The organism is Capilliphycus salinus ALCB114379 (genome assembly GCF_047276495.1).
GTDB classification, from domain to species: Bacteria; Cyanobacteriota; Cyanobacteriia; order Cyanobacteriales; family Microcoleaceae; genus Capilliphycus; species Capilliphycus salinus.
On the sequence record NZ_CP178543.1, the window covers coordinates 897,590 to 920,303 of the forward strand.

Sequence of the window (22,714 nt, forward strand, 5' to 3'; positions counted from 1 at the left end):
TTGGTGTATATTCAAGTTACTATTTTCTAAGATTTAGACCAACAACGGATATAAACCCGCCCGACTGCTTTTTATTCTTCACCGTTTCTCGCTTATGCTTCCTTTCATCCGTAACGATCTGGCTCAATTTCAAGCTTATGTTCCCCATCTGAGTGGAGAGTCTCAAACTCCAGTTTCATCCGATCTGATTTTAGATCGTTTGGATACCAATGAATGTCCTTACGATCTTCCTGACGAGTTAAAACAAAAGCTGGCTTGGACTTATCAGCATGAAATTGAAACCAATCGTTATCCCGATGGTTTTCATGCTACCTTAAAACAGGCGATAGCTCAATACGTTAACCGAGGAATTCCCGATGCAGAATTTTCTGTTAATTCTGCTAATCTTTCGGTTGGAAATGGTTCCGATGAATTAATTCGAGCGCTTTTAATTGCCACCTGTTTGAATGGAGAAGGTTCGATTTTAGTCGCGAATCCCACGTTTTCTATGTATGCAATTTTGGCGGAAACTTTGGGAATTAAACCCGTTAAAATTGGTCGGAATGAGACTAATTTTGAAATGGATTTAGAGGCGGCTAAAACGGCAATTAAACAAACCCAAAATCCGCCAATTCGAGTTGTTTTTGTGATTCATCCCAATTCCCCAACGGCGAATGCTTTAACGGAAGCGGAAATTAACTGGTTAAAAAGCTTACCCCCAGAGATTTTAGTTGTTATCGATGAAGCCTATTTTGAGTTTAGTCAAACGACTCTTGTTGGCGAACTTTCTCAACATCCCAATTGGGTGATTTTACGAACATTTTCTAAGGCGTTTCGGTTGGCGGGGTTGCGGGTTGGATATGCGATCGCTCATTCCGATTTAATTGGTATTGTAGAGAAAGTTAGACTTCCTTATAATCTCCCCACTTTCTCGCAGTTGGGGGCGGAGTTTGCGTTAAATAATCAGGATGAGTTATTAGCTGTCATTCCCGAAATTCTCGCCCAACGTCAACTGTTGATTGATGCAATTCGTCAACATCCCCAATTAAAAGTATGGGAAAGTAACGCTAACTTTGTTTATGTTCGTCTCAACTCTTTAGACTCGGGAGATTCCGATGTTGATTCTAATAAAATATTACAACAAATCCAGCAAAAATTCAAGTCTCAAGGAACATTAATTCGTCATACGGGAGGCGGGTTACGCATTACCGTTGGCACCCCGGAAGAAAATCAACGAACCATAGAACGAATTAAGTTACTTTCGGTTTAAAGGGAAAATGATTCAAGGAGATTGAAAAACATGGAGACTAGCTTCTTACAGCCTTTTTATGAGATGTTAAACCTGTTTCAATTGGCGTTTACCATAATTTTGCTTGGAATTGGAGTAACCGCAGCATTTTGGATGAGAAGTTTTCTCTTTTCAGTATTAATGGCTATTATTTTGCTAGTAATAGCTAAAGCCGTATCAGTATTTTCGGCTGATATACTTCCTATAGCTTCAACTTATATCTTTGCTTTGGGATTAGGATTTTTGTCCGGAAGTGTTGTAAAGTGGTGTTGGAGTCAAATAACTTTAACTTAAGTGTTCAATGAATTAACAGCCAATAATCATTACTCAATGTATTGATCGTTGGCTTGGGTAGCAACTAATAAATTGAAATGTTTTGCCACAAATCTGCCGATACAAACCGAGATAAATGTCCTACATTGGTTGTCGCAATAACAACATCTGAAACACCAAGAGTCACAGCTTGCGCGACCAAAATCATGTCAGCATCAATCGTTTTGTCTCCTGCTGTTGGTTGTCCTTGTTGACGTGCCTGCGCCCAAAATATTGCCGCTTGGCGCATTGCAGTAGTCGTTATCGGAAGGTATTCTAGTGACTGTGCTAGTTCATCTAGCCGATCAATTCCTCGCGTTTTGTTTGCTCTGAGCAATTCCCGTCGAACTTCATAATCAGCAATCTCTGGAACAATAACCCGAACACCGGATGTTACAATTCCTTGCAGCCATTGAGTACAAGCAACACTCTCAGCAGAACGTTTTGGATTCGTGACTAAGCCAAGTATTCCTGCATCTAAAAGTATGACTCGGTTCACCAACTTACACCTTTCATTTCAACAGGAAATAATTTACGATGGGAGAGACGATCTTCATCCAATGACTGAATTAAATATTCGCCTGTTTCTTTCTGTTCTTGAATATCTTCTTCCTCTAGCCAAGATTGCAGTAAGTTGACGGCTTTAGCTTGTTTTTTTGCTACTAAGATTTGCTCGGTTAACAGTTGTAAAGCGTATGCTTCCACCGAAAGTCCCTGTTGTTCGGCTTTTTGTTTCAGGTATTGCTCTAATTCGGGTGTTAAGTTTAGAGTTAAGGTCATAGTAGGTGTTATTTTGAGTCCTATTAGATATTGTATCTGATTTAATCCTGTTACAGCCGATCATTTGTATTATAGGGTGTATCAGACAGAAGATGAAAACTTGATAAAATTAACTTAAAAATCTGATGCACCCTACTCAAGTAATTTTTGGGCTGCATCAGACAGAAGATGAAAACTTGATAAAATTGACTTAAAAATCTGATGAACCCTACTTTTAATTTTCGGCTAAAATCGGTTCTAATTCTTTTCTGAATTGTTTCCAACTTTCTAACGCTTCTGGATCGGATGTTGCTCCTTTTTGTAATAAAATAACCCCGTCTTCAAACCCAATAACGCCGTATTCATTTGTGGCGGTAAACTGGTCAAGAATGGGAACAATTTCTTTGAGTTGACCCCGTTCCCGTTTAAAGGCTTCTTGGTATTGCTGCATTTGCCACAAATCAAGAAGAATATAGTCCATTTTTACCACTTCTCCGGCATCGTTTCGCAACTCAAATTGAGGAAACCTTAACACTTCCCGACGGCTGGAAAGATGGGGAATAATATAATTTGTTGTCGCGACACTGGCATCGCGTGGAATTTGGGCGAGTAACGGGCGAAATTGGGCGACGTGGGGCCATTGTTTGGTGACGGGAATATAAACCCAAGGTTGAACGGAGTCGGGGATTAAAAAGTAAAGGGTGCGGTTGGGGTTGGACGTTAAAGTAAAGAATAACGATAAACCGATACAAAATAGCCAAAATCGTTTAAATTTGCGGGAAGGAAGTTGTTGTTCTGGATTTTGTTTCTGACGATTTGCCCACCAAATTATGCTACCATAATATAATCCGGGAACAACGGTCATGGCGTAGCGAATGGTAATCGATAAAACCGATTCTCCTTTGGCTAAAAATAGTTTCAGTAATGGAAATCCGGCTATCATCCAAGAAGCGGGTGCAACGGCGGGAACAAACGCTAAGGGCAACCATTGACCGAGCAAATATTTAATTGTACCAAAAAATGGGGTCAAGAGTTCAACAATTAACCGCCAGGGGTTGCTAACAATTCCCCAAATAATTTCTAAGGTAGAGGCTTCTTCTCCTTCGGCGTACTGACCGAACCTTTCCATCATAAACCGTTGGGAAATATCCTCAGAAAACAAGGGCATAATTAGATTTGTCAGTAAAATCATATAGCCGAAACTAAGGATACAAACGCCAATTCCCTGTTTGGGATAACGTCGGCTTAAAATCATATAAACCCCGACGCCAAACAACGCGACGCCCGAATCTTCTCGTACCCCTAAAATACAAACCGCCAACAGCCAAAATAGCCACCATTTGCGTTTTTCCATCGCCAACAGCAAACTAAATACAAATAGGGGAATTTGGGAAACATCGTGGAAATTTGCCAGAGTCGGACCGATAACGGCGTTGGCGGCGTAAAAACTAGCGGCGATCAGGGCAGATAAGGGCGGTTCTAGATGTTCTCTGGCTAAAATATATAAAATCAGACCTGCTGCGGTAACAAAGGTAACTTGTAGGAAAATTAACGTAACCGGGGAGGGAAATAAAGCGTAGATGGGTAGCCAGAGGAGTAAAGCCGGAGTGAAGTGTTGACCGAGGCGGTGGTAAGACACATCGGGATACTGACCCTGATGAACGACATTGGTTGATAGCGCCGAAGACAGAGAACTTTGAAAAAACCGTCCGTGTGCGTTATTCCAGAAGACTTGGTTAAAAATGCCGTGATCGTAAGAGGCGTAAAAGCTGAAATAGCGGTGTAGCAAGAGAACCAAGCAAATGACAAAAAATGCGATCGCGACTTTAACGACGAGTTGGAGTGATGAATTTTTCTGCCAATTTGCCAACATTGCCTGTTCCCCTAAATGTCTCAATCCCCTACTATGCCATAATTTGCGCTCATAAGTTAAACTCAAATAGCGATCGTCTCAGTTCTGTGTAATTGGTAACTGGTAGCCTGTCTTACTGAATCGTCACTGACAAATCGCAGATAACTAACTGTTGAGTGTACGCTTGCCGACTGTAGCTCCTGACTCCTAAAAAAATGGAATCATTAAGGAGATCTTAAATTAAACTATTATGTAATTATCTTTTGCCAATGCTTAACTCTTGTCATCCGAGAGACAGCCTAAACGGTAGATACTCCCTGCTACAAACAGATTTCATGCAGGTATTTCCAGAAAAATCAACGAATCCGGAAGCGTGTCTACAGCTTCTTCTGTTCGCCGACCAGCGTCCTAGCTCTAAGGAACAGATCGGTGAGATCCGCCAATTTCTAGAAAAATTAGACTCTCAAGAGCCTTATGAACTGCAAGTGATCGATGTCGGACAACAGCCTTATCTGGCGGAATATTTTAAACTGGTGGCAACCCCCGCCCTGGTGAAAATCTTCCCGGAACCTCGCCATATCTTGGCGGGTAGCGATCTGGTGATGCAACTCGAACATTGGTGGCCCCGGTGGCAGCGTGCCTTGGAGGAATGCTGTTGTTTGGATCAAAAAACCCACGCGGAAGCCTCTGCTGGTGCCAACAGTGCCAACACGGTGACGTCGGTGGCTTATGTGGCCGAACTGATCAAACTCAGCGACGAAGTGTTTCGTCTCAAGCAGGAAAGAGAGCAACTGCAACAACAACTGAGTTTTAAAGATCGGATTATTGAAATTCTCGCTCACGATCTGCGTAGCCCCTTAACGGCTGCATCTCTGGCGTTAGAAACGTTGCTGGCTTCTCATCAAAATCCTCAAAAGCAAAAAGAGTCCCCTGAGATCGCTAAGGCTTTTAGAGAACGTTTGGTTCAACAAGCCCGCAACCAGATCCGAACCATCGATCGCATGATCACGGATATTTTGCAAACGGCAACTGGCCCGAGTGCTAAATTATTGCTGCAACCGAATAAACTCGATCTGGCGGAATTCTGTCAAGAGATTTTGAGCGAGTTTAGCACTCAGTTACAGGGGAAATCTTTGCAACTGAAAACCGATATACCGAATGACATTCCTCCCGTCTATGCCGATCAAGAACGCATTCGTCAGGTGATTGTCAATTTGTTGGATAATGCGGTCAAATACACGCCCCGAGGCGGAACGTTGCGAGTGTCAATTTTGCACCGGACTACTCAAAAAATCCAGGTGAGTATTTGCGATAGCGGGCCGGGTATTCCCGAAGAAAATCGCGATCGCATTTTTCAAGATCGGTTTAGACTGCAACGGGACGAATCTCAAGATGGCTATGGGATTGGTTTATCGCTGTGCAAACGGATTATTCGCGCCCATTACGGTCAAATTTGGGTAGATTCGTCTCTCAATAAAGGCAGTTGTTTTCATTTCACTTTACCCGTTTATCACTTTTAAAGAAAAATCGATTAACCGGGTGTCAAGATGTTTTCGCCGCGATTATCGCATCGATAATTTTCTCATTGGCTTTGGGAAAGGGATATTGATCGATTTCATCTAATGTCACCCACCGAATTTCATCGCATTCGATCGGTTGAGGTTCTCCACCGATATGGCGACAATGGTAAACATGGAGGGTAACGCGAAAATGAGTGTAGGCGTGTTCGAGGGTGATTAAGTGCGATCCGACTTCGACTTCAATCGCTAATTCTTCGCGAATTTCTCGACGAATACACTCTTCGATCGTTTCGTTGGCTTCGAGTTTACCGCCTGGAAATTCCCACAACCCTCCGAGCAATCCTTTTGCGGGTCGTTTGTCAATTAAAATCTGTCCCGGTTCGTTCCAGATAACAGCAACACCGATAATTTTATGGGGTAAGGGATGATCGGCTTCGCGCATGGGAAGTTGATGTTGTAGGTTAGATAAATAAGCCGGACCGTGAGTTTTCCAAGGACATTGCTGACAGTTGGGCGTTTTCGGTAAACAAACCGTTGCACCGAGATCCATGATCGCCTGGTTAAACGTTCCCGGATGCTTGGGATCGAGTAAAATATCCGACAGTTGCCAGAGGTCTTTTAACGCTTTCGGTGGGGGAACGGTTAACGCCGTCAGCCGAGCCAACACTCGTTTAACATTACCATCTAAAATAGAGATGGGCTGATTAAAAGCGGCGCTGAGGATTCCCCCGACTGTGGTTCGCCCAATTCCGGGTAACTTTAACACCGCTTCGAGTTGGTTGGGGAATTTTCCCTGATACTGTTCGACCACAATTTTGGCGGCTTTGTGCAGGTTCCTCGCCCGGGCGTAGTATCCTAAACCTTGCCACGCTTTGAGAACTTGTTGCAGATCGGCACCGGCCAACGCCTCAACGGTGGGAAATTGACTTAACCAGCGTTGATAATAGGGGATGACGGTTTTGACTTGGGTTTGTTGCAGCATGATTTCTGCGATCCAAATCCCGTAAGCATCGCTACTATCCCGCCAGGGTAAGGTTCGACCCTCCTGTTGATACCAAGCCAATAGCGATCGCCGCAACTGCTTGATTTTCGCCCTTGATAAACTCATCCGATCGGGAGTCACCGAAAAAGGTGAATTAGCGATCGGGATGTCGATCGCTCATTTGTTCGACCGACTGTTCAAAAGCCATCCGCTGTTCGGCATTTCTCAGGAAATAACCGCTAATCATCGCCGAGGCTAACAACCGTCCCAAGTGTTCGCGGCTGGTGGTGATGCTCATGCCAAAATGTTCTGAAGGCAAATTTCCCAACAATCCGATAATATTTCGTTCCATAACTTGAAACACATCGGACGAACTGGGTTTGGATAATTGAGAAATGGTATCGGGACTCATCGCTTGCACGTATTGCCAGAGCAAGTTATGTCCTTCGCCTCCTTCTCCTTCTTCAAAAAATCTTGAGTTGTGATTGGCTTCATTGTTCACCTGTCTACCTCCGCTCGATAAGAATTCCAATTTGAAGCTATTTGGGGATAAGGGTTGGTAATTTTTAGCTTTTGTCTCTTTCTCTACATACTTTAATTTAGCAGGATTACTTGCTGAAACTTGTTGTTACACCGAACTTAATTGAATTCGGAGTCTAAAGTTGACAACCCGGAAGCCAAGTAGAGGATCAACAAGCCGTTTGACTTCTATGACGCTCTCTTTTTCTATCGGATCGGTCAACCGCAGACTCCGAACCCTATATATATGAATGAATTGAAAAATGATTGCTGTGTTTTTTTTAGCTGGCGAGATAGTCTCCCATATCCTGTTTGCGTTTACGCAGTTTGGTTAGGGCTTCCCGTTCGATTTGTCGCACCCGTTCGCGACTGATGTTTAAGCGATCGCCGATTTTCGCCAGAGTCATGGTTTGTCCATCCTCTAAGCCAAATCTCAGGGCTAACACCTGTCGCTGTTGTTCGGTGAGATCGGTCATTAAAACTTCCAAGTCCGAACGCATCGAAGATTGTAAGGCATAATCTTCTGGGGAGGCGCTGGTATCTTCTAAGAGATCTCCCAGTTCGGTATCTTGGTTATCTCCCACTCGCAAATCTAGAGACAGAGGCATTCTCGCCCGTTCGAGATATTCGCGAATTTGTTTGGGAGTTAGATCTAATTCCGAAGCCAATTCGCCAATAGTGGCGGAGCGTCCTAGCTGTTGGGCTAAGGAACGTTGGGCTTTCTTGATTTTGTTAAGCTTTTCTGTTATGTGAATGGGTAAACGAATGGTTCGGCCTTTTTCGGCGATCGCCCGGGTGATCGCTTGACGAATCCACCAATAAGCGTAGGTTGAGAACCGGTAGCCTTTGGTGGGGTCAAATTTTTCGACTCCCCGCTGCATTCCGATGGTGCCTTCTTGGATCAGGTCTAAAAGATCGACATTGCGCTTGATATATTTTTTAGCCACAGATACGACTAATCGCAAATTCGCTTCAACCATCTTGCGCTTCGCATTTTGGCCATCTTCGAGAGCTTGTTTTAACTCGTTGATAGATAGGCCGACGTTTTCCGCCCATTCTGCATAACTGGGTTCGCGACCCAAGCGTTTTGCAAGTTTCTCTTTGCTGTCTTCGAGACTTGTGGTCTGTTGCACCTGTTTACCATAGAGAATCTCTTGCTCATGGGTTAACAGGGGAACGCGACCGATTTCCCGCAGGTAAGCGCGTACTGAATCTGTATCTGTGGGTTTAGCAATTCTCATGGCTCATCTCCCGCTGGATACCTCGAGCTATAGTGGTTTGAAGTTAAGACCCTCCCAGGTTTTCGCTCTTCGCGTGTCGGTTGGCTGGTGCTTCGAGTTGGCTTTCGATGCCGAGTAGGACCGGGCCAACACTAAGCAATGTTGAGCCAATACCGAACCCGTCTGATTTTTGGCTTGGGATCGGGACGTTAACATTACTCAATAATTTGATGTTAAGAATTTTAACATTTCTTAGAACTTCTGCCTATCCCCCCTAAGGTTGAGTCGGCTCCAGGTCCAAACTTAATCTGTAGACACTACCTGTAAACCAACTTCACAATTGCATCACGTTAGACAAAATTTCTTAAATTTTTCTAAAGAATAGGGAATGGGCAGGATGGTAAACGGATGAGTTGACCGCTGGGTTATCAGGGTTAACGCGCGATTGTAACGGATGAGTTGACGGCTGGGTTATCCACGTTAACGCTGTCAAACTGGTAACAGCACGGTACTTGGTCACTGTTTACTGGTCAGGGGGGATGGGGAGATGGGGAGATGGGGAGATGGGGAGATGGGGAGGTAGGGAGATGGGGAGATGGGGGAGAAACTGTTTAGTGCTTACTGTCAACTCTAATAACTGGTGAGGCAGCGCGGTCTTGGGGTCTCCCCAAGTGAAGCGACTGCCGTTCGCGCAGCGTCTCCGAAGGAGATACCCGCATATGGTGACTGATAATTGCCTATTGCCTGTTGCCTTTTGCCTGTTGCCTGTTGCCTGTTGTACGATTGTCGGCATAACTCAAATACAAACGTGATATGACCTATTGTCTTGGCATCATCACAAACTCTGGCCTGGTGATGGCAGCCGACTCGCGCACAAATGCAGGGGTTGATTATATTTCAACCTATCAAAAGCTGTTTGATTTTTCCCACCCCGGAGAACGGGTTATACTGTTGTGTTCGGCGGGAAATTTATCGATCACTCAAGGGATAATTAGCGAACTGGAAAAAGACCTGAAAGTGCAGGAAGAAACGAATCTGCACAATATTACCTGTATGTACGAAATCGCCCGTTATATTGGGGGGAAACTGCGAAAAATTCAAGAGTATGACGAAGCTTGGCTGAAAAAAGATGGGATTGAGGCTCAGTGTAGTCTCATATTAGGCGGTCAAATTCAAAACCAAAATCCCGAGTTATTTTTAATCTACAGTCAGGGAAACTTTATTCATGCCACGCCCGATACTCCGTTTTTACAAATTGGAGAAACCAAGTATGGTAAGCCGATTTTGGATCGGGCTTTAACTTACAACACCAATTTAGAAAGTGCGGCTAAATGCGCTTTACTTTCGATTGATTCTACCATGAAATCTAATATTTCTGTCGGGCCGCCGATTAATTTGGTGATGTACGAAAAAGACAGTTTGGTGATTCAACATCGGTTGCGTTTGCGTTTGGGCGATCCCTATCTGGCTAAAATTCGTAAGCTTTGGGAAGAATCTCTCAAACAGGCTTTTGATTGTATTCCTCATATTAATTGGCAACATCGCGAAGATGACTCGCCGGAAAATATTTTGATTGATTGAATCATCAAATTTTAGGGTTTGAGACTATCCCCTTGTAATTATAACCGAATTGGAGAATTTATTCAATGCGCTTCCTTTGAGGGGGCGCAGTTCGTTTAAGAGATTATAATTGATGCTTAAAGCATGGCTAGCCAAACAATCGTTTTTTAATTATACCCCCCCATGAAACATATCCTGATTTTTGACTTTGATGGAACATTAGCAGATACACTCGATGCGATCGCTCAAATTACAAATCGTCTTTCGGTTGAGTTTGGATATCCACCCGCTAGCCCGGAAGACCTAGATCAACTCAAAGATCTTAGCACTTGGGAAATTATTAGACGTTCTAGAATTTCTATCTTTAAATTACCTTTTTTATTGCGACGAATTCGGAAAGAATTACAAAAAGATATCCAATATGTTCATCTTTTCCCCGGAATTAAAGAAGTTCTACAACAATTAAATTATCAAGGATATTCCCTTTATATTTTAACTTCAAATTCCCGAGAAAATGTTACTGAAGTTCTCCAAAAATATCAAATTTTTCATTTGTTTGATCGGGTTGATTCGGCTTCGACTTTGTTTGGAAAGTCTAGATATATCAAAACCATTCTCAAGCAAGAAAATTTACAACCCGAACAAGCATTTTACATCGGAGATGAAACCCGAGATATAGAAGCAGCAAAAAAAGCTAAAATTAAAATAATTGCTGTGAGTTGGGGGTTTAACTCCCCGGAAATTTTATCCCGACATCATCCCGATGCTTTAATTGATTCTCCTCAGCAACTTGGGGAAGTTCTCAACATCCTAAATGGTCACTCCTCATCCTCCTTTACTGAGTCTCTTCATCCCGACTGAGCGCCATTAAAACGGCTCGTTGGCTAATATTTTTGTAAATAGTATCGAGATACTGCATTACGGTTTCACTGGCTGAAATTGAACGTCCTGGCGTTTGATTTGCGGCTGTTTCTAACGGAATTGAACCCAAAACATTTAAGACATTATCCGAACTTGCTGGCGGTGTAATTACCACTAAAGACGGGTCTAACTGTTCGTTATATTGCCAAAATTGTTCGACTTTTGGAGGATAAGAATTAACGGTTTCAGTTTCCGGTAAAGGTTGCGGTTTGGTTTCGGTTTCTTCTTCGGTTTGACTTCTTAACTGACGCAAATTTGCGATAATTTGTTCTTGGGTACGACCCCGCAACAGAAACAAAACAAACGGATCTTCGCTAAAGCGGTCGCCCAACAAATAATAAATTGCGGCGATATGTTTGCAGGGGTTTGCTTTGTCGGGACAGCTACAATGAGCGTGAACATCATCGAGACTAAAGGGAAACAATCTTAAACCATTGGCTGCAAATACTTCCTCTATATTTTGAGGCATTTCCCCCGCTAATAGTTTAGCAGAAAAAATCGCCCGTTGAGACAGAGTTTCGATGACAAATCCCCATTCTTCATCACTAAATTGATCTAACCACAGTGACACTTCATAGGGTTCGGGTTGGGTTCCTTGTACTTGGGCTTTAACTTTTTGATCTTCAAAATTGATGCTTAATACATTTCCCTGTCTGGCGTAATTTCTCGCCCTTTCCAAGCGTTTTTTAAACCGATATTTATCGAGTAAATCTAACCATTGTTGTGACCACCATTCCCGATCTGTTTGAATGTCATAGTTCGTCATAATTGCTAAATCCGTAGGTTTTCAAGTTTTGTAGGTTGGTGTCGAGCCAGCGAGACCCAACATTTTCCAAATCTACTGGTGTTGGGTTTCGTAACCTCAACCCAACCTACTAAAAGAAAATGGGTTTTGTAGGTTGGTGTCGAGCGAGCGAGACCGAACATTTTCCAAAAATGCTGGTAACTGGTGAATTATTCTTCTTCATCAATGACCGAATTTCGGTCAAGAATGAGTAAATTTCTTAACTGATCGGTATCCAATTCCGTTAACCAATCTTCTCCCGCTCCCACGACTTGTTCAGCCAAGGCTTTTTTACTTTCGATTAAATCATGGATTTTTTCTTCTAACGTTCCCGTTGACACAAATTTATGAACCTGTACATTTCGCGTTTGACCGATTCTAAATACCCGATCTGTCGCCTGATTTTCTACCGCAGGATTCCACCAACGGTCAAAGTGAAAAACATGATTGGCGCGAGTTAAATTTAATCCCACACCTCCCGCTTTTAATGATAAAATAAAAATCGGCGGCCCTTGCGGGTCTTGTTGAAAGCGATCAATCATTTCTTCCCGTTTGTTTTTCCGAGTTGCGCCATACAAGAATAACACTTCTCGGTTTAATTGTTGTTCTAAATAGGGTTGTAAGATTTTTCCCCACTCTGCAAACTGAGTAAACACGATAGCGCGATCGCCTTCGGAAAGCAATTCTTCCAGCATCTCTTTAAACCGTTGTAATTTACCCGAACTTTGAGCGCTTAAACTCTGATTTTCTATTTTGTTTTTTCCGGTTTTTGTAGACTTTCCATTTAATAAAATCGGATGGTTACAAACTTGTTTTAACTTCACCAACAAGCCTAAAATCATCCCCCGACGCTGTATTCCTTCGGCTGAGTCGATTTCCGCTAACGACTGATCGACGATTTTTTGATATAGACTAGCTTGTTCGGTTGAGAGTGAACAAAAGACTGTATTTTCCTGTTTTTCGGGTAAATCTTGGATAATATCTTTATCGCTTTTTAGACGCCGTAAAATAAACGGTTGAACCAAAGAACGCAACGTTTGTAATGAGTCTGTATCGCCGTATTTTTCAATCGGAATGGCAAATCTTCGCTGAAAAAATTGTTTCTGTCCCAAATAACCAGGATTGAGAAAATCCATAATTGACCACAATTCTGATAGGCGGTTTTCTACCGGGGTTCCTGTGAGAGCGATTTTAAAATTCGCCTCTAAATTTCTCGCGGTTTTTGATTGTTTCGCCTCGGGATTTTTAATATTTTGAGCCTCATCCAAAACCAATCCTTTCCAAGTCACGGTTTTTAGTTCTTTCTCATCTCTAAACGTTAACGGGTAACTGGTAATTATTAAATCATATTTTTGGGCGAAGGATGTAAAGGATTTTCCTTTTTTGCGTTTATCGCCGTGATGAACCGTGACTTTTAACGTCGGACTAAACCGTTTAACTTCTCGTTCCCAATTTCCCAAAACCGAAGTCGGACAAACCAGTAAAACGGGAGCGTCTAAGCTTTCTTTTTCCTGCAAATAAAGGAGAAATGCAATTAATTCTATGGTTTTTCCCAACCCCATATCGTCCGCCAAACAAGCGCCCAAACCCCATTCTTCTAAAAAGGCTAACCAACTCACTCCTCGGGCTTGATAGGGGCGTAATTCTCCTTTAAAATTATTGGGAGTTTTAATTTCTGCTAGCGAACGATTATTGGTTAACGTATTGAGAAGTTCCTCTAATTTTCCTCCCGCTTCAAAGTTAACAACGGGTAATTTTTCCACCATTTGCGAGTCACCGGTTGATAAACGTAAAGCATCTTCAAGGGTGAGTGAAAGTTTATCTTTGCGACTCGAAAAGAAGGCTTGAGCGGCTTTAATATCCGACGGACGCAACTCCACCCATTCGCCATTGACCTCAACTAACGGACTTTCTTGGGCGACTAACCGGTTAAATTCGGTTTGGGATAACGTTTGACCCCCGATGGATAATTCCCATTTAAAATTCAACAGACTATTTAATCCTAAACCGCCCTTTTGTTTTGATTTTGATGTCGCCGCTTGAATACTTAATCCTAAACGGTTCGCCCATCCATTTTGACTGGCTAAACTCGGGGGTAAAATCACTCCCAAACCGCTATCGGTAAACCGCCAAGCGACACTTTTAATAAATTCGTAGGCTTGTAAAGGGGTTAATACACAAGAATGAGGGCGAGCATCTTGTAAACTGGGTTCGAGGAGAGGATAAAGTTTTGAGGCTAAACCTAAACCTTTGAGGAGGGTTTCTTGAGGGCGTTTAATGGTGCGTCCCTTATGAACAAAAGCTTCAACGGGATGAGTCCAAATGGTTTGGGCGTCTACTAAAAATTCCGGTTCGTCGATGGCTTGTAAGCAATAGTCGAGCGTCCAGTTTTTCTCGTTTTTTTCGGGGGGAAGAAGGTGAAAACCGGTTCTAAAAAGGTTATGTTCGGCGAGGGTTTGTTGGAGGGGAGCCGTCCAATTTTTGAGGATTTTTTCTAGGGGTTCTAATTCGGAATTTTCGGATTGAACGTGCTGAGAGTCACTGGCTAAGGCGTGTAACCAACTTTGAACGCCGGGTTGAATGGCGGTGAGGTTTGTGATGGCTTTTTTCTCGCTTTCTTGGGCAACTTTTCTAACTTGACTGTCAATAATTTCGGTTAGAAAATCCTCGATTAAGGTTTGGGGATTGGGGGGTAAATCTAGGGCTAAGTAGTTTTTTGTGTTGTTGGGTTGAGAAGTAGAATAAAGTTGATACATCCGACAGGCGGAGGGGATTTGTTTGGAAAAACGAATTAATCGGGCTTGATCTGTGGCGCTATCGAGTAAGGGTTTCCATTGGGCGAAAACGCTATCTTTTGAGGGGTTAGATGTGAGACTGGGTAAAAATTTACTGCGGGCGAGTAAATCTAAACTCCAGCGAGAAAGATGACTCCAAAACTGCAAATCCGAGCCTAAAAATGAGTTTTCGGTCGTTAGGTTTCCCAGAGGAAGGGATTGTAAAAACTCAAAGGCTTCTGTACTGTTGAGACAAATTCCTTCAATTTTCCAGGGATAAAGACAAACCGATTCTAAATGTTTTTCCGAGTCAAGTTGAGGGTTGGACTGAAGGGGATTTAATCCGGTTTTTTGAGAAAGTTCAGTGGGAAGGGCGAGAATTTCGCTAACAACTCGATTGCTTTCTACCGATAACTGTTGTTCCTTTAACCCCTTTTTAAGTTCGGTCGCGCTTAACGCAAAGGGATAATCCAAAATTCCATCAGCCGTCTTAAATTCGTTGGGTGTAATGCGACGCCAGTTTTCAGCCCAAATCAAGAAAGAACTTGTAGATTGCTGGAGCCAACTTCCGTGTAAAATTGCCATTTAAAATTAATCCTCAGACTTCCAACTTCAATCAACTCATCTTGGTTTAAATCACCACTTCATCCATTAATTCATTATTTGATTATTGAGTAAACTTGAGCAACAGATTATCATCGATTGGTTCGGTTCCGGCGCTCGGGCTGTTACCCAAAAGCTTCTATATAATGTATTTAAGCATTCTGTAGGGACAGATTAACCAACGGGTCTGCGATCTAGTATAATGTGCAACTATATTCAATAAACTAGCTCAGAATCTCTGAATTAGCGAACCTTAAACCAGGAACAGTCGAGCATGATCTAGAACCCAAACATCAAACAAGTATCCCAATAAGGAGAATGGATGGCAAGAATACAACTGAGTAGATTATGCCAATCTAGTCCCTTTGGGCAACTCCATGCTAAAAAATCAGTCCACCAAACTTTCGACTGACAGATCAAACGGGTGCAACGCCTCTTACTCGGTATTATACTGATCTCAGGCATTCATTGGCTGTTTTTTCTAAAATGAGAGATGAGGGAATTCTAACCTCCTCTCAATCGGCTCTATCCTCTGTGCTTCGGTGAGAAGCTTACCGCCATTAGAGTATAGAGCAGTACCAAACAGAAAAGCAAAGGTTGTCGAGAATACCAAACTTTTTCTGTTCGTGACCGCAATAGAATAGTGAAAAGAGAAGGAAATAGCATACATGGAAGAAATTGACAAGTCAATATCCTTTGATGGACGGGATATTCGACTGAAAATTGGATTACTGGCGCCTCAGGCAGGTGGAGCGGTATTAATCGAGTCGGGAGATACATCAGTTTTAGTCACTGCAACTCGTGCTGAAGGAAGACCCGGAATCGATTTTCTGCCGTTGTTAGTAGACTATGAAGAACGACTTTACGCAGGGGGTAGAATTCCGGGGGGTTTCCTGCGTCGGGAAGGACGTCCGCCCGATCGGGTCACGCTGACGAGCCGTTTGATCGACCGTCCTCTACGTCCCCTGATACCGGGTTGGATTCGGGATGATATTCAAATAGTCGCCACAACCCTCTCAATGGACGAACAAGTGCCGCCGGATGTGTTGGCGGTAACGGGAGCGTCGGTGGCGGTTGTCTTGGCTGAAATCCCCTTTTACGGGCCGATGGCTGCCGTGCGAGTCGGGTTGTTAGGGGATGATTTTATTATTAATCCTACATACCGAGAAGTCAGAAACGGAGATCTCGATCTGGTGGTCGCCGGTTCCCCCGAGGGAGTGGTGATGGTCGAAGCGGGAGCCAACCAACTCCCGGAACAGGATATCATCGAAGCGATCGATTTTGGTTATGAGGCGGTTTGTGACTTAATTAAAGCCCAACAAGAGATCGCCAAAGAACTCAATCTCGTCATCGGGCCGGGAGAACCGCCCCAAGAAGACCAAACCCTGTTAGAATTTATTCGCGAACGGAGCAGCGAACCGATTAAACAAGTTCTGACTCAGTATCAGTTTACAAAAAGTGAGCGCGATACCAACTTAGACGAAATCAAACTCACTCAAATCGAAGAACCCATCGCCGAAAAACCGGAAGACGATCCGTTAAAAGTTCTCACCACCGAAGACCCCAAAGCGATCAGCCGGATTTTCAAAGACATCACCCGCGAATTGATGCGACAACAGATCCTTCAAGAAGGAGTCCGAGTCGATGGTCGAACCCTCGATCAAGTCCGTCCGGTATCCTGTCGGGTTGGATTTTTGCCGAAACGGGTTCACGGAAGCGGTTTGTTTAACCGGGGGTTAACCCAAGTTTTATCGATCGCGACTCTGGGAACGCCCGGAGACGCCCAAGACTTGGACGACCTGCACCCCCAAGACGAAAAACGCTATATGCACCATTACAACTTCCCGCCCTATTCCGTCGGCGAAACCAAACCGATGCGGGCGCCAGGAAGACGGGAAATCGGTCACGGGGCTTTAGCCGAACGGGCCCTGTTACCGGTGTTACCCGTTAAGGATCAGTTTCCCTACGTGATTCGGGTGGTTTCGGAAGTGTTATCTTCTAACGGTTCCACTTCGATGGGTTCGGTCTGCGGTTCGACGCTTTCGCTGATGGATGCGGGGGTACCCATTTCTAAACCCGTGAGTGGGGCGGCGATGGGTTTAATTAAAGAAGGCGAAGAAGTTCGCATTCTCACCGATATTCAGGGAATTGAGGACTTTTTGGGCGATATGGACTTCAAAGTTGCGGGAACCGATAGCGGAATTACCGCCCTGCAAATGGATATGAAGATCACCGGCTTGTCTATCAAGACAATTGCCGAAGCCATTCATCAAGCCAAACCCGCCCGTCTCCATATTTTAGAAAGTATGCTGGAGGCGATTCAAAAACCCCGTTCCGATTTGTCTCCGTTTGCGCCCCGTCTGTTAACCATGAAGATCGATCCGGATCTGATCGGTTTGGTGATCGGGGCCGGGTGGAAAAACGATTAAAGGGATTACCGAGGAAACCGGCGTTAAAATTGATATCGATGACGATGGGACGGTTACGATTGCCTCGACCGATAGCGATAAAGCGGCCCGGGCTTGTCAGATTATTCAAGGGATGACCCGCAAACTCAACGAAGGCGATGTTTATGTCGGTCGCGTGACTCGGATTATTCCCATTGGGGCGTTTGTGGAGGTGCTTCCCGGTAAGGAAGGGATGATTCACATTTCCCAATTGGCCGATTATCGGGTTCCTCGGGTGGAAGATGAAGTCGCTATTGGCGATGAGGTGATTGTCAAGGTTCGCGAAATTGACAGTAAAGGACGGATTAACCTGACGCGCTTGAATATTCACCCCGATGAAGCGGCGGCGGCTAAGGCTGCTGCTGTCGGAGGTGTTGTTAAGTAAGGTTTGATTTGTTCCTGATTCCCTCTTAATCCCCCCTTAATCCCCCCTTAAAAAGGGGGGTGGGGTGAGGGACTTTTCCTAGACCCCAAAAACCCGGTTTCTCAGAGAAACCGGGTTTTTAGATCGCTTAAACCTGGAATTCAAACGCCCCGATATCGATCACATCAACAATACGATTAAACGGTTCAACCTGACGCTGATCGAAGCCTCCGGGGTTGGTAAACGCTCCCGAAAAGTTGGCATTTCCCGCATCGAGCGCCGGACTTCCTTCTAACAATGCGATCGTCGGAGTCAATCCCCCGTTATCGGCTAATTCACCAATTAATAAAGCGTTAGGATCGACACCGATAATATCACCATTTTGTCCGTTTGTCAAGCCATTCACCCCGGTCGCATCTCCAATTAAGTTATTTCCACCGCTATTGGCCGGAAAATCAGTAGAAGTGGATAAATCGGGTTCGCTTGCATTTGGGTTGGTGGTATCTAAAGTGTTACCCGCAACCAAAGTATTCTTTAAACTAACACTCCCCCCAATATTACGAATTCCCCCGCCTCGGCTATTAGCATTGTTGAGGGCAACGGTGCTATTTGTGAGGGTTAACGAAGCAATTGAATTGAAAATTCCTCCGCCCAAATCGGCCGTATTTCCAGCAATCGTGCTATTAGTAACATTCACAGAACCATCAATCACAACAATACCGCCACCATTAACCCCGATATTATTGCTAATCGTGCTATTGCTAATATTTAATCGGCCCGAATTAGCAATTGCACCGCCATTATTCGCTTGACTTCCGGTGACAACACTATTAGTAATATTGACCGTGCTGCTGCTGGAAGTCACATTAATTGCACCGCCTCGGCTACCGGTTTGAACGTTACCGGAATCATCAAAATTCGTTCCGGGTGCAATTCCATTGGCAATCGTTAAACCTTCAAAGGTGACATTTCCGCCATTAATTGTAAAAATGCGGAAATTAGGAATACCTTCCTCCTGGCTGCGTTGAACGGTGAGTAAATTCGCACCGGGGCCATCAAAAGTAATATTGCTGTTAATATTGGGTAAGGCGGCAACCAAATTAATGGTATTATTAGCGCCAGCACCTTGAGGAGCAAAAGTAATTGTATTGTCACCCTCAAAAGCTTCCGCATTAATTAACGCCTGTCGTAACGAACCTTCAACCGCATTAAAATAAGCCTGTTCATCATTAATTTGATCGCTATCGGTTAACCGGGTAACTTGCGTATCATTTTGCAAAATCGTCACCGTTGCCCGATTATTTTCCGAATCAATTACATATCCAGAATCGTCGATTTCTGCGATTTCTAACGTCAGAGATTCATCGGCTTCGGCTTGCGGATCATCAACCGGAACTAACGCCACATCTACAAACAATTGATCGACCGGAATAGTTACCGTTGCGGTTCCGGTATTCGTTTCTGGATCGACCTCAATCGGAACAGTATTTTGACCAACTTGCAGTGCATAATCTTGCCCATCTAACAACAATTTATTCCCAGAAACCGTTAAATTAACCGTTAAGGGATTAGCCGCTTCTGGCGATCGCTGAATCCGAAATATACCATTTTGAGCCTCAATTTCACGACTGAGATCGGCTTCAATAGCCTGGGGTTGAGTAGCGGTAATTGAAATTGTGGGAGTATCATCATTTTCAATGATTAAAACCGATTCCGGTTGCAAAGTTCCCGCTCGTCCGGCTTCAATTTCCTGACCACTATCACCAATTACAATAAAATTGTCAAAACTCAACTCAAGAGTTTCATCATTTTCGACCAAAACATCCCCTAAAATTTGAATCGGTACGGTTTGAGTGTCTTCATTCGGTCCAAAATTAATTGTAATCGGACCCTCAGTATAATCTCGACCCGGGGCGGCTGTTCCTTCAGTCAAAACCACATCCACCCGAGAAGCATTGCTAATTTCCCCGGAACGTTGAACAACAACCACATTCGTTGTATTCGGACCGTTGCCTTCAACAGCGGTAAAAGTGGGCTGAACAAAATTATAAACCGGAGGCGAATCATTATCTAAAATCACCAAATTCGCAGTCGGGAAAGTGCTACCGGTTTGTCCTTCGGGGGCGAAGTTTTCCAAAGTCAAATTCACCGTTTCGGCTTCTTCTTCGATGGTATCGTCTAGGATATCCAAAGAAATCGTTTGAGAGGTTTCACCGGGAGCAAAGTTAACCGTAATTCGTTCCGGTGTAACATCTTCTCCAGGTATAGCGCCGTTAGCTGCGGCGGCGGTGAGAACCACATCCACTGATGACGCTTCTGTCGCATTTCCACCCCGAAGAACCGTTACAACTTGAGTCGTCCCGTCTTCTTCGCTGGCCGTGTATTGATTGGTGGTAAAATCGTAGGTGGGAATATCATCATCATCAACGATAATTAAATCGGCGACGGGGTTCTCCGTTCCGATATTTTCGCCCTCACCCGGCGCCAGAGACAACCTGACGGTTTTGTTAGGCTGTGCGGTGGTGTTTCCGATAATTTCAATAGGAACCGTTGCAATATTTTGATCGGCTGCAAAATTAATTGTAATCGGGCCATCGGCAAAGTCTACATTCGGTGAAGCATTATTAGTCCCTTGCAAGTTTACCGTCACCGAAGAAGGATCAAGCCGTCCAGAACGAATGATTTCAACGACGTTAACGGTATTTAAAGCATTCCCTTCGGAGGTGGTAAATAACGAGTTGGTAAATTCGTAGGTGGTGGCGCCGTCGTCGTCGTTAATGGTGAGGGTGGCGCTGGGGTTGTTGACGCCGGCTTGTCCCCCTTGAATGAGATTACCATCTTCGGTGATAATCTCGAAGTTCCCAAAGCTGAGATTGAGACTTCTGGCGGGTTGTTCCTCCAGGTTGGGAATCAGATCGACAAAAACGGTTTTTTCGGTTTCTCCCGGTGAAAAGACAACCGGAGTGGGTTGGGGGGGAGTCTCGTAATCGGTTCCTGCAACTGCGGTACCGTCGGTTAATATAACATCAACCCGGGACTGTAAATCCACATCTGCCGATCGCCGAACGACAATTTCAGCCCGTTGAGGATTGTCCGGATCGCCTTCTACGCCAATAAACTGAGCTTCTGTAAAGTCATAAACGGGCGGATCGGGCGGATCATCATCGTTGACAATTGTACCTGTTACCGAGGAATTATTGGGATCGGCTTGGTAGAGCGTTCCGGACTCGGCGACGGTTAATTCAATGGTTTTATCGGCTTCAAAGATATTATTGGCGATGGGGGTTAGGGTGATTTGAGTCGCTGAAGAATTGGGGGAAAGTATCACCCGTCCTGATTCTTCTGAAAAATCCAAAGCCCCGCTTACAGTGTAATCTGTTCCCAACTCGGCATTTCCACCGACGGAAAAGTCAACGATAATCCCTGTCGCCAGAGAACCGCTCGAACGTGTAAACGTATAAACTAAGGGCTGACCTTGATCTTCGGGTACTGCTGTCGGCGATACCGATACCGATACCGTTGAGGGGGTAATGGGAGGAGTCGGAGGAAGGACGGGTAAATCGTCTTCGGGGGTGGGACTGGGCGGCGGTTCCGGCGGTGCGGGGGGTCGGTCGTCGTCTTCTATATTAATAAAAAATTCGTTTTGTCCCCCAATGGCGGCGCCTCCAATCGGATCGATTAACCGCAAACTAATCGATTCGTCTCCCTCAAATTCTTCGTCGTTGTTGATGGGAATGGTGACTCGTTTGAAGGTTTCAAAAGGCGCGAAAACCACCTCTATTCCGGCGGAGGGAAAGTCTAAATCGTCGGATGAAGCGTTGTCTTCTGATAACAATAATGTGGCTCCCACTGTGTTGAAAGGAGAGCCGGTTCGTTGAATGCCTATTTCTATAGAAGCCGAAGTTTGATTTTCTTGGATATTAATAAATTGTTCGCTAAATTCAAGAACTGAAGTGATGGTTTGGATAGATTTTGTAAAGTTCGATTCGACCAGACTATTTCGGGGAATCCCTTCTAAAATCGCAAGTTCTTCTCGGGTTTCCCGCTCAATAATTGTCGTGTTATTTCCGGTTTGTACGAATTCTAAATCTTCAAATTCTAAGTCATCTGTTAAGGCGATCAAATCAAATCCGGCTCGGAAATCGGTAATAATATCGGTTAAACCGCCATTGAGTTGGCGACCAATTACAAATAAGTCCGCTCCGCCTCCTCCGGTGAGGATATTTAACCCCAAACCTGTATAAAGGATATCATTATCGCGATCGCCAAAGAGTTGGTCATCCCCTTCTAAATTGAGAATTGTATCATTCCCTTGACCGCCATAGAAAATATCATTTCCGCCAATATCGCTGAGAAAGTCATCGCCTTCGTTACCGAATAATAAATCATTTCCTTCATCGCCGGCGACGGTATCATTTCCCAACTCTCCAAATACCGAGTCATCTCCCTGACCCCCTTCTAAGAAGTCATTATCTCGACCTCCCAATATGGAATCATTCTCTGAGTTCCCTTGTAGGGTATCGTTACCCAGAAAAGCAATTAGGGTATCATCGCCTTCGAGTCCTTCGATGAGGTCAGCCTCAAGTGTTCCTTCGAGTAGGTCTGGGTTAGCAGTACCAATAAGATTAGCCATAAAAGTGGTGTCAGTAAACAGGTAAACGCTTCAAATGTCAATACTGTGGAACTCGTTGTAAAAATTAACACAATTGGGAGCCGGTCGGATGTCGGAGAAGCCATAAGTCTCGACGTCCCGTCTGACTCAACTCTTGCGTTATTGGGGAAGTCACATCGGTGTGTTTAAAATTGTTCTCAGCATACCCACAATTGGTT

The 22,714-nt window shown here is 44.3% G+C and carries 14 protein-coding genes and 1 pseudogene; 6 read left to right on the plus strand and 9 right to left on the minus strand.

Annotated features, from left to right (window positions below; translation table 11 throughout):
- Window positions 1–94 precede the first annotated feature (94 nt).
- Window positions 95–1,249: a histidinol-phosphate transaminase gene (locus ACL6C3_RS03745; RefSeq protein ID WP_413165475.1), complete on the plus strand. Its 1,155-nt coding sequence runs from the start codon at window positions 95–97 to the stop codon at window positions 1,247–1,249.
- A 30-nt stretch (window positions 1,250–1,279) separates the two neighbouring features.
- Window positions 1,280–1,561, plus strand: a complete 282-nt coding sequence (locus ACL6C3_RS03750; RefSeq protein ID WP_413165476.1) for a hypothetical protein — start codon at window positions 1,280–1,282, stop codon at window positions 1,559–1,561.
- 64 nt (window positions 1,562–1,625) lie between these two features.
- Here ACL6C3_RS03750 and ACL6C3_RS03755 read toward each other — a convergent pair whose 3' ends face one another.
- The 3 genes from ACL6C3_RS03755 to ACL6C3_RS03765 form a co-directional block, all read right to left on the minus strand.
- On the minus strand, window positions 1,626–2,078 hold the full coding sequence (locus tag ACL6C3_RS03755; protein WP_413165477.1) for a PIN domain-containing protein: 453 nt from the start codon (window positions 2,076–2,078) through the stop codon (window positions 1,626–1,628).
- Window positions 2,075–2,359, minus strand: coding sequence for a hypothetical protein (locus ACL6C3_RS03760; protein ID WP_413165479.1), 285 nt, complete (start codon window positions 2,357–2,359; stop codon window positions 2,075–2,077). Before ACL6C3_RS03760 ends, ACL6C3_RS03755 begins: the two co-directional genes overlap by 4 nt.
- A 214-nt stretch (window positions 2,360–2,573) precedes the next feature.
- On the minus strand, window positions 2,574–4,211 hold the full coding sequence (locus ACL6C3_RS03765) for a DUF2079 domain-containing protein (RefSeq protein ID WP_413165481.1): 1,638 nt from the start codon (window positions 4,209–4,211) through the stop codon (window positions 2,574–2,576).
- 314 nt (window positions 4,212–4,525) lie between these two features.
- Between ACL6C3_RS03765 and ACL6C3_RS03770 the strand changes: the two genes are divergently transcribed.
- On the plus strand, window positions 4,526–5,710 hold the full coding sequence (locus tag ACL6C3_RS03770; RefSeq protein ID WP_413165483.1) for a histidine kinase: 1,185 nt from the start codon (window positions 4,526–4,528) through the stop codon (window positions 5,708–5,710).
- Between the two features lie 22 nt (window positions 5,711–5,732).
- On the opposite strand, the gene mutY is transcribed toward ACL6C3_RS03770, so the two are convergent.
- From mutY to ACL6C3_RS03785, 3 genes are all read right to left on the minus strand, one after another.
- On the minus strand, window positions 5,733–6,818 hold the full coding sequence (gene mutY / locus ACL6C3_RS03775; RefSeq protein WP_413165484.1) for an A/G-specific adenine glycosylase: 1,086 nt from the start codon (window positions 6,816–6,818) through the stop codon (window positions 5,733–5,735).
- A 28-nt stretch (window positions 6,819–6,846) separates the two neighbouring features.
- The gene (locus ACL6C3_RS03780) at window positions 6,847–7,194 is read right to left on the minus strand and encodes a DUF760 domain-containing protein (protein WP_413165486.1); all 348 of its coding nucleotides are present in this window, start codon (window positions 7,192–7,194) and stop codon (window positions 6,847–6,849) included.
- A 298-nt stretch (window positions 7,195–7,492) separates the two neighbouring features.
- Complete coding sequence (locus ACL6C3_RS03785; protein WP_413165487.1) at window positions 7,493–8,452, minus strand: RNA polymerase sigma factor, RpoD/SigA family; 960 nt, start codon at window positions 8,450–8,452, stop codon at window positions 7,493–7,495.
- Between the two features lie 792 nt (window positions 8,453–9,244).
- Between ACL6C3_RS03785 and ACL6C3_RS03790 the strand changes: the two genes are divergently transcribed.
- Both ACL6C3_RS03790 and ACL6C3_RS03795 read left to right on the plus strand, forming a co-directional pair.
- Window positions 9,245–10,012 (plus strand): peptidase, encoded by a 768-nt coding sequence (locus ACL6C3_RS03790; protein ID WP_413165489.1) that lies wholly within the window; start codon window positions 9,245–9,247, stop codon window positions 10,010–10,012.
- A 162-nt stretch (window positions 10,013–10,174) separates the two neighbouring features.
- On the plus strand, window positions 10,175–10,852 hold the full coding sequence (locus tag ACL6C3_RS03795; protein ID WP_413165491.1) for an HAD-IA family hydrolase: 678 nt from the start codon (window positions 10,175–10,177) through the stop codon (window positions 10,850–10,852).
- Here the strand turns inward: ACL6C3_RS03795 and ACL6C3_RS03800 are convergent.
- Together ACL6C3_RS03800 and ACL6C3_RS03805 are read right to left on the minus strand one after the other, a co-directional pair.
- Window positions 10,827–11,678, minus strand: a complete 852-nt coding sequence (locus tag ACL6C3_RS03800; RefSeq protein ID WP_413165493.1) for an SWIM zinc finger family protein — start codon at window positions 11,676–11,678, stop codon at window positions 10,827–10,829. The genes ACL6C3_RS03795 and ACL6C3_RS03800 overlap by 26 nt on opposite strands.
- A gap of 188 nt (window positions 11,679–11,866) precedes the next feature.
- Window positions 11,867–15,055, minus strand: coding sequence for a DEAD/DEAH box helicase (locus tag ACL6C3_RS03805; RefSeq protein ID WP_413165494.1), 3,189 nt, complete (start codon window positions 15,053–15,055; stop codon window positions 11,867–11,869).
- A 686-nt stretch (window positions 15,056–15,741) separates the two neighbouring features.
- On the opposite strand from ACL6C3_RS03805, the pseudogene ACL6C3_RS03810 reads away from it, so the two are divergent.
- A pseudogene (locus ACL6C3_RS03810) lies at window positions 15,742–17,905 on the plus strand (polyribonucleotide nucleotidyltransferase).
- A 127-nt stretch (window positions 17,906–18,032) separates the two neighbouring features.
- Here ACL6C3_RS03810 and ACL6C3_RS03815 read toward each other — a convergent pair.
- Complete coding sequence (locus ACL6C3_RS03815; protein WP_413165495.1) at window positions 18,033–22,517, minus strand: Calx-beta domain-containing protein; 4,485 nt, start codon at window positions 22,515–22,517, stop codon at window positions 18,033–18,035.
- Window positions 22,518–22,714 lie beyond the last annotated feature (197 nt).

Bases quoted from the DNA above. Each gene is read 5' to 3' on its own strand.
- ACL6C3_RS03790 (WP_413165489.1), top strand. From the start codon at position 9,245: ATGACCTATTGTCTTGGCATCATCACAAACTCTGGCCTGGTGATGGCA.
- ACL6C3_RS03760 (WP_413165479.1), bottom strand. From the start codon at position 2,359: ATGACCTTAACTCTAAACTTAACACCCGAATTAGAGCAATACCTGAAA.
- ACL6C3_RS03785 (WP_413165487.1), bottom strand. From the start codon at position 8,452: ATGAGAATTGCTAAACCCACAGATACAGATTCAGTACGCGCTTACCTG.
- ACL6C3_RS03750 (WP_413165476.1), top strand. From the start codon at position 1,280: ATGGAGACTAGCTTCTTACAGCCTTTTTATGAGATGTTAAACCTGTTT.
- ACL6C3_RS03800 (WP_413165493.1), bottom strand. From the start codon at position 11,678: ATGACGAACTATGACATTCAAACAGATCGGGAATGGTGGTCACAACAA.
- ACL6C3_RS03745 (WP_413165475.1), top strand. From the start codon at position 95: ATGCTTCCTTTCATCCGTAACGATCTGGCTCAATTTCAAGCTTATGTT.
- ACL6C3_RS03815 (WP_413165495.1), bottom strand. From the start codon at position 22,517: ATGGCTAATCTTATTGGTACTGCTAACCCAGACCTACTCGAAGGAACA.
- ACL6C3_RS03765 (WP_413165481.1), bottom strand. From the start codon at position 4,211: ATGTTGGCAAATTGGCAGAAAAATTCATCACTCCAACTCGTCGTTAAA.
- ACL6C3_RS03770 (WP_413165483.1), top strand. From the start codon at position 4,526: ATGCAGGTATTTCCAGAAAAATCAACGAATCCGGAAGCGTGTCTACAG.
- ACL6C3_RS03805 (WP_413165494.1), bottom strand. From the start codon at position 15,055: ATGGCAATTTTACACGGAAGTTGGCTCCAGCAATCTACAAGTTCTTTC.
- mutY (WP_413165484.1), bottom strand. From the start codon at position 6,818: ATGAGTTTATCAAGGGCGAAAATCAAGCAGTTGCGGCGATCGCTATTG.
- ACL6C3_RS03795 (WP_413165491.1), top strand. From the start codon at position 10,175: ATGAAACATATCCTGATTTTTGACTTTGATGGAACATTAGCAGATACA.